At 40.3% G+C, this 12888-nt stretch carries 13 protein-coding genes and 1 tRNA gene; 10 read left to right on the top strand and 4 right to left on the bottom strand.

What is annotated here, in order from left to right; all coding sequences use genetic code 11:
• Nucleotides 1–100 precede the first annotated feature (100 nt).
• From EO131_RS01710 to EO131_RS17245, 3 genes are all read left to right on the top strand, one after another.
• Nucleotides 101–385, top strand: coding sequence for a hypothetical protein (locus EO131_RS01710; protein ID WP_127018616.1), 285 nt, complete (start codon nt 101–103; stop codon nt 383–385).
• A 146-nt stretch (nt 386–531) separates the two neighbouring features.
• Complete coding sequence (locus EO131_RS01705) at nt 532–999, top strand: type II secretion system protein GspG (protein ID WP_164731586.1); 468 nt, start codon at nt 532–534, stop codon at nt 997–999.
• 64 nt (nt 1000–1063) lie between these two features.
• Entirely contained in the window at nt 1064–1615 is a 552-nt protein-coding gene (locus EO131_RS17245) for a hypothetical protein (RefSeq protein WP_206512835.1), read from the top strand.
• Nucleotides 1616–1878: 263 nt separating this feature from the next.
• Here the strand turns inward: EO131_RS17245 and EO131_RS01695 are convergent.
• Nucleotides 1879–1951, bottom strand: a tRNA-Phe gene (locus EO131_RS01695).
• Nucleotides 1952–2051: 100 nt separating this feature from the next.
• Here EO131_RS01695 and EO131_RS01690 point away from each other — a divergent pair.
• From EO131_RS01690 to EO131_RS01660, 7 genes are all read left to right on the top strand, one after another.
• Nucleotides 2052–2780 (top strand): type III pantothenate kinase, encoded by a 729-nt coding sequence (locus EO131_RS01690; RefSeq protein ID WP_127018614.1) that lies wholly within the window; start codon nt 2052–2054, stop codon nt 2778–2780.
• Nucleotides 2781–4046 (top strand): BamG family beta-barrel-assembly machinery protein, encoded by a 1266-nt coding sequence (locus EO131_RS01685; protein ID WP_127018613.1) that lies wholly within the window; start codon nt 2781–2783, stop codon nt 4044–4046.
• Nucleotides 4047–4149: 103 nt separating this feature from the next.
• Entirely contained in the window at nt 4150–5523 is a 1374-nt protein-coding gene (locus EO131_RS01680; protein WP_127018612.1) for a hypothetical protein, read from the top strand.
• Nucleotide 5524: 1 nt separating this feature from the next.
• Entirely contained in the window at nt 5525–6127 is a 603-nt protein-coding gene (gene lptC, locus EO131_RS01675) for an LPS export ABC transporter periplasmic protein LptC (protein ID WP_127018611.1), read from the top strand.
• A 1-nt stretch (nt 6128) separates the two neighbouring features.
• Nucleotides 6129–6332, top strand: a complete 204-nt coding sequence (locus EO131_RS01670; protein WP_127018610.1) for a hypothetical protein — start codon at nt 6129–6131, stop codon at nt 6330–6332.
• A gap of 2 nt (nt 6333–6334) precedes the next feature.
• Complete coding sequence (locus EO131_RS01665; protein ID WP_127018609.1) at nt 6335–7624, top strand: hemolysin family protein; 1290 nt, start codon at nt 6335–6337, stop codon at nt 7622–7624.
• Nucleotides 7625–7708: 84 nt separating this feature from the next.
• The gene (locus EO131_RS01660; protein ID WP_127018608.1) at nt 7709–9829 is read left to right on the top strand and encodes a peptidylprolyl isomerase; all 2121 of its coding nucleotides are present in this window, start codon (nt 7709–7711) and stop codon (nt 9827–9829) included.
• Nucleotides 9830–9901: 72 nt separating this feature from the next.
• Here the strand turns inward: EO131_RS01660 and EO131_RS01655 are convergent, their stop codons facing one another.
• The 3 genes from EO131_RS01655 to EO131_RS01645 form a co-directional block, all read right to left on the bottom strand.
• On the bottom strand, nt 9902–10480 hold the full coding sequence (locus EO131_RS01655; RefSeq protein ID WP_127018607.1) for a hypothetical protein: 579 nt from the start codon (nt 10478–10480) through the stop codon (nt 9902–9904).
• A 151-nt stretch (nt 10481–10631) separates the two neighbouring features.
• Complete coding sequence (locus EO131_RS01650; protein WP_127018606.1) at nt 10632–11309, bottom strand: hypothetical protein; 678 nt, start codon at nt 11307–11309, stop codon at nt 10632–10634.
• A 138-nt stretch (nt 11310–11447) separates the two neighbouring features.
• The gene (locus EO131_RS01645; RefSeq protein WP_127018605.1) at nt 11448–12881 is read right to left on the bottom strand and encodes a SusD/RagB family nutrient-binding outer membrane lipoprotein; all 1434 of its coding nucleotides are present in this window, start codon (nt 12879–12881) and stop codon (nt 11448–11450) included.
• Between the last annotated feature and the right edge of the window lie 7 nt (nt 12882–12888).

Below are 12888 nucleotides of genomic sequence, written 5' to 3'. Positions count from 1 at the left end.
CTACGTAACGGCTGATAGCCGAACCGGCAACATATCTAAACCAAGTGACTAAAATTAAATTTTGAAAAACCGAACTAAAAGTATTTACCAAATAATATTAATGATGGTTTTTATCTTGATTGGACTGTCAATATTAACTGTTGTTTTGGGAATCTTATCAATGGGAGATGATGTGCATCAAAAACAAGTGGATTTTAACGGAATTATAAATAGCGTTGTCGGATTTCCAATCGGACAATTTAAAGATGGATTCCCTTTGATGCTGAGTAATACCGAATTTTGGAAAACCAATAATCTGTTATTAATCATTTTAAACACTTTTATTCAAGCATCAGGAATTGTTTTCATTGGAAAATATGTAAAAAGAAAAAGAGAAAGCAAATAAAGTAGGTTGCCCCGCTCCCGCAAGATAGCATCTTATGGTGTTGTTCAAGTCCTAGCCAATACAATAGATTTATGCCTATTTTGGCGTATGGAGATGTTTTTTATGTTTCTATAACTAAGTTGTGGCACATTTACCAAACCGACCAAATGATTGAATTAATACTTTCGACATTAGCTGAATTTGGACTTATTCGAGAAGATTTTAAACATCATAGAAAAATCTCGAAAATGGAAAAAGCTGATGGAAAGAAACGACCTTTTCAAAGGTATTTTTTACAGCCAACTTCGATAATGGTTATTTCTGTTTTGGTAATCGTAACAATAAGTGCATTTATATTTTATAGTTATCAGCGAACATCGATTTTCCCTAAAAAAACAAAAAGAGAAATAGCAGAGATAACTGAAAGAATGGAGAAATGGAAAGAAAAATTTGGAAGTTACCCAAGAGACTTAAATGAATTGATTGGAAATAATCCTTTAAGACAAAAATGGAAAATGGACTCTTGGAATCGTCCGTACCAATATGCGGTAACTGAAGATGGCAAGGGATTTTTAATTGTTTCGGCAGGTTCGGACGGGAAATTTGAAACTAAAGATGACATTAAATCGAACTAAGCGAAAATTAAAAACAATTGGGCTGTATATTCTAAGTTTAATCTGTATTTTCTGCTATTACTTAATGGACAATCATAACCTAATAAATGTACTCTTTGAAAAATCGAATAGAATTCCTCAAGATGGATTTGTTGTACTTCTTTTTACAGGGTTATTCCAATACGGATTGTTAACACTCGGAATATCCATAATCCTAATTCTGAGTTATTTCTTATTCAAAGAAAAGAAAGGACCAAAAAAGTATAAAAATAAACATGGAAATGAAATTATTGAAAGAGGACATGAATCTTATGTGATGCCTGAGGAATATCTGAAAACGGGAGCTTCATATAAAATATTTTTACGGAATAACACGGACAAAATTGTAACTATCAAAGATAAATTTACCTTGGGGCCAAATGAAGATAAAGTATTCCTGTTTGTGGATACAGACTCTATTTCTTTTGACATAGGAGCGGAAATTTATTTCGGAGAATATGGACTTGAAATCAGCGACAAAAAAAGTCAAATAGCTGGAATTGGAGGAGAATATTGGGAAAAGTACAACGTTCCAAATAATGTGGAATACGGATTTGTGATAGTACCAAAAGGTGAAGGTGATATTGCCACTAAATAAAACGTGCTACAACAACAGCTATAATTCATTCTTCCTCTCCCCCGCTACCGCAAGATTGCATCTTGTGGTGCTCTTGATAACATTACGTCTGGTAAAGACCACAAACAAAAAAAAACCAGCAATTTTGCTGGGTTTTTTGTGGTACCTCCAGGGTATTACTTCGGCAAAAAACGTTGTTTTTTGCTCAGCATAAACTTCGATTCCGTTTTGTTCCAAAACAAAAGCCCATCCAAATCGGACGGGCTTTCTGTAGTTACACTTCGTGGTACCTCCAGGAATCGAACCAGGGACACACGGATTTTCAGTCCGTTGCTCTACCAACTGAGCTAAGGTACCATGCCTTAAAGCGGCTGCAAATATAATTTCAAAATTAGGATATACAAACAAAAACACGAAAAAAGCCGTCGATTTTTTTCCATTTCCCGAACTTTGCACCATGAACTTGGTGATCGACATCGGCAATACCTTAATCAAATACGCTGTTTTTGAGAACAGACGCATGGTGTACGACCAAGTTTCCGAATCGGGGCTGTTCCTCTCCAAGATCAAGGAACTCTTTGAGCACTACCCCAAAATAAATTATGCCATCATCTCTTCGGTGGGCAAACTCGACAAAACGGAGAAAGATATTGTATCCCTGTTCTGCAAGGTACATGTGCTGTCCAGCGCCTCCAAAGTACCGTTCAAGAACAGCTATGCCACGCCCCATTCCTTGGGGGTAGATCGGTTGGCCCTTGCCACGGCGGCATTTTACCAAAACCCACGGGGCAATACCTTGGCCATCGATGCCGGTACCTGTATTACGTACGATATGGTGAACAATGCAGGCGAGTATGTCGGTGGGGCCATTTCGCCGGGCGTTCGCATGCGGTATAAGGCCATGCACAACCAAACGGCCGGGCTGCCCTTATTGGAACCCGAGGAGCTTTTGGACTTTGTAGGCAATTCCACCCAATCGTGCATGCACAGTGGCGTAATCAATGGCGTGGCCTGCGAAGTGGACGGGGTAATCGACCAATATCGTGCTCGTTATCAAGATTTAACAGTTATTTTAACAGGCGGCGACGCCCATTTTTTTGCCAAAAGGCTAAAAAACACCATATTTGCGAACTCCAAATTTCTCTTGGAGGGGCTTAATTGCCTGCTGGAATACAACAAAAGCTAGATGGTTAAAAAAATCTTGATTGCATTACTTTGTGTGATCGCCCAAGGAGCGATTGCACAAAAAGGTACCATATCCCCATATTCTTATTTTGGCATTGGTGACCAAAGGGACAATGGGACGGTTGAAAATCAAATGATGGGGGGGCTAAGTCTGTATGCCGACAGTATCCACATAAACCTCACCAACCCTGCGGCGTATTCCAAGCTTCGGCTTACGACCTATACGGCAGGAATTTCCCATAAGGAATACCGTTTAAAGGATTTTACCCAAGAGCAGAAAACCTCTGTTACCAATTTGGATTATTTGTCCATTGGTTTCCCCGTTGCGCCCAAAGTTGGGGCCGGGTTCGGGTTAATGCCCTATTCGTCGGTCGGGTATAGTTTAAACGATATTACAACCAACAGCAATGGCGCAGAAGTGACCAACATATTCACTGGCGATGGGGGAGTCAACAGAATTTATGCCTCCATCGGTTTTGAGCCTATCAAAAATTTAAGTTTAGGGGTTACGGCCAGCTACAATTTCGGGACCTTGGATTATGAAAGGATCCAGAGTGTGGAAGATGTCCAATTTGGAACCATCGACAGGAGGGAATCCAAGATCAACGGCTACGATTTCAACTATTCCCTGAACTATACGCCCACCATTAAGGAAAAGTACACCTTATTTACCTCCATTGTGGTAAATACCCAAGGAAATTTGGTGGCAAAGAATACACAGACCTTGGGTTCGTTCTCTTTGGTTTCCGGGAGAGACATCGAAGTTGTGGATGTTAACTTGGATGCGAATAACCTAAGGAACACCGAAATTAAAATTCCAACCAAAGCAACCTTGGGTCTCGGGTTTGGTGAGGACAAAAAGTGGTTTTTGGGCGCGGAGTACAGTTTTCAGAAATTCAGTGATTTCGAGAATCAGTTCTTGGGGATACAAAATGTTACCTATGACGATGCCAGTTCCTTTGCCTTTGGAGGGTATTGGGTGCCCGATTACAGGTCGCTTTCAGGCTATTTTAAGAGGATTACCTACCGGGCTGGTCTGCGTTACGATATGAGCGGTATGACCGTGAACGGTAAAGACATAAACGACTTTGGCATAACTTTTGGACTTGGTATGCCGTTGGGTAATTCCTTCAGTAATTTGAATCTCGGATTTGAGCTGGGAAGAAGGGGTACCACCGACGCGAACCTCGTAGAGGAGAGTTATTTGAAAATCAATGTAGGGTTATCCTTAAATGATAAATGGTTTCAAAAGAGAAAAATAAATTGATGGGGCCAAAAATTTAAAAAATCGTAAATAACCACCCATTGAAAGATCTTTAAGAGGATTTTTTAATGAAAATTTGTACTTTAACCACTTTAAAATTAGTAAGATGAAAAAGAGACACTACTTAACAATGATAGCGGCCGTGATGTTGACGGGATTAAGTATGGCCCAAGCACAAAACCCAGAGTGCATGACCAATCTTTCCATTTACGTGGAGCACGCTAAAGTAAAAAATTATGATGCGGCCTATGAGCCATGGAAAATGGTTTACGAAACCTGTCCAGACATCAACCGCGCCAACTTTTTGTACGGGGAACGCATCTTGGAACACAAGATTGAAAAGTCTTCCGGAGCCGAAAAAGATGGTTATATCAAGGATTTGTTGTCCCTTTACGATAACAGCCTAAAATATTTCCCAACAAAATACTCCAAAGCGGGTGTGGCCATCGATAAGGCCTTGAAAATGTACGAGGAAAAAATGGCTTCTGACGAGCAATTGTTCGATATGATGGACAAAGCTTTTAAGGAAGACCGTGCCAACTTTAAAAATCCAAGAGCCCTTTACTTGTATTTCTCCACTTTGGTGGATTTGCATGGGGCCGGAAAAAAGGATCTTCAGGATGTGTTCGATACCTATGACGATGTTACCGAAAAAATTGAGGAGGAGAACAAAGAGGTTACCGATGCTTTAGTTAAAATTTTGGAAAAGGAGGATGCAGGCACTGCACTAACGGCCAAAGAGAAAAAAGCAAAAAGTGTGTACGAGACCAATTCGGAGTCTTTCGGTAAAGTGGCAAGCAGTGTGGATGCCAAATTGGGAGCCCTTGCCGACTGTGACAACTTGATTCCATTGTACGAGAAAAACTATGACGCCAAAAAAGGCGATATCAAATGGGTGAAAAGTGCTGTAGGTAGAATGTTCTCCAAAGATTGTACCGATGATCCCATGTTCCGTAAATTGTTCGAGGCCCAGTTGGCTTTGGATCCATCTGCCGATGCTTACATGTATGGTGGTGTATTGAAACAAAAATCGGGCGACATGAACGGTGCAATAGCCGACTTCAACAAAGCGGTGGAATTGGAATCCGACAACTACAAAAAGTCGAACATCCTATACAAGATTGCCACAACGGTAAGAAGAAGCAGTAAATCACAAGCTAGAAGCTATGCCCTTAAGGCCATCGATGCCAATCCTGCAAACGGTAAAGCGTATTTGTTGATTGCCAACTTGTATGCCAGTAGCGCCAACGATTGCGGGGAATCTGCATTCGAGAAAAGAGCAATTTACTGGAAAGCTGCCGAGATGGCTAGAAAAGCTGGTAGGGTAGACCCTGCGTTGAGTGGTGATGCCAATAAGGCTGCAGCCAGTTACGATGCCAAGGCACCGACCAAAGAGATGATCTTTAGCTCAGGTATGGCCGGTCAGACCATCAGCTTTAGCTGTTGGGTTGGCGGTAGCGTTAAGGTACCTAATCTGTAATGTGAAGCAGAAATCTAAAAATATTTTAAAGTGTTTTGCCACGGTTTTTACCGTGGCAATCCTTTTTATGTCCTGTGATGACGACTATGAGCGCGTGGGCGAAGAAGCCGTAAAACCCATTTTTCCACAAGGGGTGGCGCAGAATTTTACCTTGGTCTATACGGAAACCCTTGAGCCTTTGAGTACCCAGGATTCGGCCTATTCCAAGGTCATAGCTGTTTTAAGGAGTCCCGTTTCCGAGGATTTTGATAATCAAAGCTTTAAATTCCGTACCTTCCCTAAAGGACTTGTGATGGATTTTTTTGATGAAAAGAACCAAAAAAGTGTGATCCAAGCAGACTACGGCATTGTATATTCGCAAACCAATGTGATTGATTTGCGGGGCAATGTGGTGGTTGAAAGCCATGACGGTAAAAAATTGGAAACCGATCAGTTGTACTTCGATAGAAAGAACAACTGGATATTTACCGAGGCCGCCTTCAAATACACCAATCCAGAGGACGGTACGGTAATGGACGGTCAAGGCATGGATTTCAATAGGGATTTCAGTTTTTTCAAGGCGCACAAGACCTTTGGTTTAATGACCATAAAAGAAGAAGAATAAGATGATCAAGATTTTACGTTATACCGAATACATTTATTTGGCCGTTGCGGCCATATCCATTTATAAGATTGCAACCCTTTGGTCCGTTAACCCGAAGGACACCTACATATTCATATTCTTTGCCGTGGTTTCTGTGGCCATGTTTGTGTTTAGAAGAAGGTACCGGAAACGCTTCGAACAGCGAAAGAAGGATAATCAACAATAGCATTGGACACCTCGGTCATCATCATACTGCTTTCCCTTTTGTTCTCCGCGTTCTTTTCCGGAATGGAGATCGCTTTTGTTTCCGCGAATAAGATTCACATTGAAATAGAGAAAAAGCAGGAAGGTATTTTGGCAAAAGTGCTGACATGGCTTACCGAAAAACCATCCAAGTTCATTGCCACCATGCTCATTGGCAATAATATTGCCTTGGTCGTTTATGGAATGTTCATGGGCGAATTGCTCATGAATTGGTTTCAGGGCATTTTGCCTACCCCATACGAGTTTTTGAATTCGTTGCTCACCGATTTTAGTCTGCTTTCACAAACGGTCATTTCTACCTTGATCATATTGTTGACAGCGGAATTTTTGCCCAAAGTACTTTTCCAGATTTACTCCAACACCTTGCTGAAGGTATTGGCCATTCCAGCTTATTTCTTTTACCTTTTGTTTTCCGTGATCTCTTGGTTTGTGATCAAGGTATCCGATTTTATTCTTCGGGTCTTTTTCAAAACAGAGGGCGATGAAGTGCAATTATCTTTCACCAAATTGGAATTGGGCGATTACATTACCGAACAAATGGAGACCGTGGAAGAGGAGGATGAGGTGGACTCCGAGATTCAGATTTTCCAGAATGCCCTTCAATTTTCAACTGTAAAGGCCAGGGAGGTCATGGTGCCGCGCACCGAGATTACGGCGGTTGAAATCAATGATACGCCAAAGAACCTCACCAAGTTGTTTACCGAAACCGGTTATTCCAAAATATTGGTATTTAAAGAAAATATCGACGAGATCATCGGTTACGTGCATTCCTATGAGCTGTTCAAAAAACCAAAGACCATCAAAAGTATTTTGTTGCCCGTGGAATATGTCCCCGAAACCATGCTCATCCAGGATATTTTGAATGTGCTGACCAAGAAACGTAAAAGTATGGCCGTGGTGCTGGACGAATATGGTGGCACTTCCGGAATCCTAACTGTTGAAGACATTATTGAGGAACTTTTTGGCGAAATTGAAGACGAGCACGACACCACAGACCTGCACGAAGAGCAGATCAGTGAAAATGAATACAAGTTCTCGGCTCGCTTGGAGGTGGATTACATCAACGAAAACTACAAATTGGAACTTCCAGAAGGGGAGGAATATGAAACATTGGGTGGTTTGATCGTTAACCACACCGGGGATATTCCTGAGCAGGATACCGAGGTGAACATCGAAAATTTCACCTTCAAGATCCTTGAGGTATCCAACACCAAAATCGATTTGGTAAGTATGCGCATCAATACTGAGGATTAATAATTTCCGCAGTGTTTTAAGCTTTCCTATTTGAAAAGAAAGTGGTATTTTCGCCCACTGAATTTAAAGAAAACAAGCAGTAAAATGGCAATATTAGAGAATATTAGAAAACGGACAACCGTCCTTATCCTGATCATAGGATTGGCATTGTTCGCATTTGTAATATCCGGGGTCTTCAACAGCAACGATCTTGGTTTTGGTAAAATGGGCTCCGCTGTGGCAGAAGTAAATGGGGAGAATATTTCCATTGATGAGTTTAGAGCCAATGTGGAAACTGTTTCCAGAACCTATGGACCTAGCATGAGTGCGACCCAACTGGTAAACATGGTGTACGACCAACAAATTCGTAAAACCATTTTAAACCAACAGTTTGAAGACTTGGGCATTGATGTGGAAAGTGATCAGATCATTGAATTTGTAAAAACATCCCAATATGCACAAATCCCCGATTTCCAAGATGAGAACGGTATTTTCAATGAGGAAATCTTTAAAAGTGCCATTGCCGATTGGAGGGCCAACGATCCCTTGCGTTACGATGCATGGTTGCAGGATGAAAAAGCCATTATTGAGGCTGCCAAGGAACGTTTGTACTTCAACTTGATCAAAGGCGGCGTTGATGCAACCTTGACCGAAGGTAAGTTTGATTATCAATTGGCCAATGACAAAGTGGATATTGAATTTGTACGTGTTCCCTTTACATCTATCGATGATAGCTCCATTGAGGTTTCTAAAAGCGATATTGAGGCTTATGTCAACGAGCACAAGGACAAGTTTGAACAAAACAAAGCCCGTGATCTTCGCTTTGTATATTTTGAAGAGAAGCCATCTGCTGAAGATGAAAACAACGTGAAGGATGCGATTACTGCGTTACTTGAAGATACCGTAGAGTATTCTGAAAGCAACGACACCTACGATACCATCCCAGGTTTTAGAAACACCAAGGACATGGTTGCCTTCTTGGACAGAAATTCAGATTCCAAATACGATACGTTGTTCCGTTCCAAATTGAATTTACCATCAGTAGTGGCAGATACTTTAATGGCATTGTCCGTTGGTGAAATTTTCGGACCCTACAAGGATGGTGATTTCTACAAGCTTTCCAGGATTATGGACAAAAAGGCGAATGGTTCCGTAAAAGCGAGCCATATCCTGATTTCATGGGAAGGAGCTGAAAGGGCAAATCCTGCTGTAACACGAACCAAGGAAGAAGCTGAGGCCAAAGCAGAAGAATTGTTGGTGGAAGCCAAAAAGGAAGGAGCCGTTTTCTCCACTTTGGCAAGGGATAACTCAGATGGTCCCTCTGCTCCCCGTGGCGGTGACCTAGGGTATTTTCAAGAAGGTGAAATGGCAGATGAGTTCAACGATTTTTGTTTCGGAAATCCAGTTGGAACCGTTGGATTGGTTGAAACCGCTTTTGGCTACCACATTGTTCGTGTGGATGATAAGCAAGACGTAGTAAAAGTGGCCACTCTATCCCGGGAAGTTGAGCCCTCAGAGGAAACCATCAACACCATTTTTACAAGTGCTACCAAGTTTGAAATGTCGACAACGGAGGATGAGCCAGAGAATTTTGGGGATATTGCCAAAGAAAGCAACTATACCGTTAGACCAGTAAATAAAATCAGTGAAATGGATGAAAACCTACCTGGTTTGGGCTCACAAAGAAGCATTGTGCAATGGGCTTTCAATGAAGAAACCAAAGTAGGTGATATAAGAAGGTTCAATGTGAACAATGGTTATGCTATTGTACAGTTGACCAAAAAATATAAAAAAGGAACCATGTCCGCCGAGGATGCTTCGGCTATTGCTCTTCCAGAAATCCGAAAGGAACGCAAAGCAGCGCAGATCATTGCAGCCAATAAAGGAAAGTCCATGGCGGATATTGCAACGGCCAGTGGTACAAGGGTTGAAACGGCTTCTGCACTCACAATTAAATCTCCAACATTACCCGGTGCTGGACGTGAGCCTTTGGTGGTGGGTACTGCTTTTGGTATGGAAAAGGACCAAACCTCCGATTTCATCACTGGTAATACAGGAGTTTTTGTGGTGAAGTTGATAGAGAAAACAGCTGCTCCCGATGTGGAAAATTACAGCACCTATGCCTCTGGGTTACGCACCAGTGCTGCAGCACGTGTAAATGGTTCAGTGTACAATGCCCTTAAGGACAAAGCTGAAATAGAGGATAACAGGGCAATATTTTATTAATGGCCGACTCTTTTACAATAAAAAAGCCCCATTTTGGGGCTTTTTTTATGGATTGTCGTTTTTAAAGCGGTTTCAAGAATCGTTGTTTTCGTTCCATTTCATTTTGTAGCGAATACCTGTGATTTTTCCATTTGCATCCACGGAAATTTCAAAACCCTGTTTGGTGCGGAAATAGGCATCCCGCAGGAAATACCATTTACCGTCCTTGAAAAAAAACTCACGTTTGTCGGGTTTCCAATCCTCAACGGGATAAATATGGTCCAGCATGGTCTCAAAAAGGGGGGCGGTATTTTCATTCAATAAAAAATCACTACGGATATAGCTCAGCAATTCGGGAAGTTCGGTATCGGATTTTATGCGTTCAAATGATTTAACTTGGGTGCCATTGTCGATAACGATGAACATCACCGAACGTTTCTCTTTTTCACCGTAAAGATGGTTTATGTCCTTTTTTATGTAGTACACCTTGAATTGGAGAATTTGTGAAATGGCATCGGATTGGATTTCCTCAAAGTTGGTCTCGCAGCTGGCATTCACAAATTGATCCAATCGATGGTGAACATCATTTACTTGGGCTGGCGCTGTTGAAATGCAAAATGCCCAGATGGCAATACTTCCAAGCTTAACCAAAGTGCTGTAGGTATTTTCCATGGTTTCTTTTTGTTTGGTGGTATATCAAACATAGAAGAATTGTATTGGGAAATATGGGGTCAATTGACGGATGGGGGGTTTGGGTTTATATATTAAGAAATTTTGTTCTTTTCCCAAAAGCTGCCGCTCCTAAATTGTCAGATAAGTCTATCTATTTTATATTGTTTAATAGGTGTGAAACCAATTTGATAATGTCTTCATCTTTTTTTAAATCTATTCTATTTTTTTTCATGAAGTTTTTTATTTCATCTCGCTGACCTTTAAACATTTCCATAAAAGCTTTCTTGGTTGGTATAAATGAATTGCTCATTACTTTTCCTCGATATAAATAATACTTCTGTGTTAGTTCATAGCTATCATTTTCAATAGTTCCCTTCATTACATTTGCTCTTCCTTTCTTGATATAGCAATTATAATCTCTAAGCAAGAAATCGTCATTTTTTCGATAAAGTATTTCATAAAAAGAACTGTTCGCGAGCTTACAAAATTTGCGATTTTCTATTGTTAAAGAATCGATTTTGTTTTTTTCCAAAATAAGTGAAGAATCCTTTCCTATAAGGATTACAATATCTTTATTGAGAGCATCTATGTTCAACCTATTTGCTGTGTAGGTTTTTTTGGATGTATAAATTTTCCCAGATGTGTTGGTTTTATTGAACACATAACGATTTCCCTCGATGTTGCTTTTGTTAGCCGAAATCGTGTTGACACTACTGGAAATTATTGTGTTGTAATTGTACATTTGTCCAGACCTCAGGCTAGAATCATTTTTTTGACTATGTAGGTAAGGTGTGGAGATTAAAATAAATAAAATTGGCAAAGTTTTCATGTTGTTTATTTCAATATTGGTATTGTTCGTTTAAATATGTAAGCAACTTTGGTTTAAAAAGAAAAATTCCAGAATCCTTTCTTTGATTCTGGAATTTTCTTGGAATTAATATCTCTTTAACAGTTTTGGGAAATCATATCAATTACCCTCACCCACAATATCCCAAAATACTCTTGAGCTCTTCAAGTCACCTCCCATGGCCTTGCTTGCGGCTTCATAATTTTCGCTGTTGACATCACCGTCATCATTGCCGTATAGGTATCTTCGAGGAACAGCTTCGCCAGAAATTTCTGGCCTTATAAATGTATTTGGATAGTCCAATAATCTCCAAGACGACCAAGCTTCAAAACCTCTACCATATAATGCAATGTATTTTTGTATGCCAATAGATTTTTTCCAATTCCCCCCATCATAGGCAACACTGGCTTGAGCAACATAAGCGTCTGCATCTTCTTGAGACCCCCCCCAATATATAATTGATGCAATTATCCCTTCGATATAATGGGATTCGGCATTTCCAGGAATAAGGCCTCTTTCAATAGCTTCTGCCAGCAAAAACTGAACTTCATCATAACTTAAAATAACACCTTCCAAATCAGGAGTATGCCATAGATCACCAATATGGGTAAAATCGGTATATGAGCTACCCGTTCCATAAATCCCGCCTTCGTACCCATCTTCTAAATTATCGGCCATAAAAACTTTAGCACGTGGATCATTCAAAGGATTAATGATGTCAACAAAAGTATTTGCCATTACAAAATCATTACGCCCTGATTGCACTAAACTAGTCCAAATGGGATTGGTGTTTGGGGGTGTTGACTCAAACGGAAAAGAGGCATTATCATCATTTGAGGTGAATACTCCTGAAGAAATTGCTTCTGTAGCCAATTGCTTTGCCTTGGTATTGTCCGCATCGGATATCCTAACGGCCATCTTTAGTTTCAAGGAATTTGCAAATTTCTTCCACTGGGCAGTAGATCCATTATAAATTAAATCGGCAGAGCCGAATGAATCTGAATCTGAATTGAGCATTTGTATGGCTTTATCCAAACGAATAAATAAATCATTATAGATTTCAGCATCGTCATCATAGACCGGCGTTAGGTTATCTATGCCTTGAAGGGCTTCACTATAAGGGATATTCCCATAAGTGTCTACCAAAACATGCCAAGTATAAATTTGTAAAACCTCCAACACACCTGATTGTGCTGTTTTAAGGTTTTGATCCAACAAAGTGTCCTCGTCTATAAGACGTTGAGCTTCCTTAAGGTCATTTAGTATATCGCGGTATAGATATAGAAAGAAATTGCCACCAATGTCCCTACCTCTTATATCATAATTCACTTCATCGGTATATTGGGTCTCATTCCAGTACTGTGCAAATAATTTGAATATGTTGTAGTTTACACTGGTACTTGTCATTCTTGTGAACAAGTCCTTTTCAGCACTGGTTAAAAGAAAACCTGCAGGAATTTTACTAGGGTTTTTTTCGTCAACATTCCATTCGTCGAAATCTTGACAACCGAATACTAGACCTATTACTAAGATTATATAGATTATTTTTTTCATTTCTTTT

It is taken from the genome of Flagellimonas beolgyonensis (genome assembly GCF_003992615.1).
Taxonomy (GTDB): Bacteria; Bacteroidota; Bacteroidia; order Flavobacteriales; family Flavobacteriaceae; genus Flagellimonas; species Flagellimonas beolgyonensis.
Note: the sequence above shows the minus strand (reverse complement) of the source record. Positions and strands in the feature narration are given on the sequence as shown.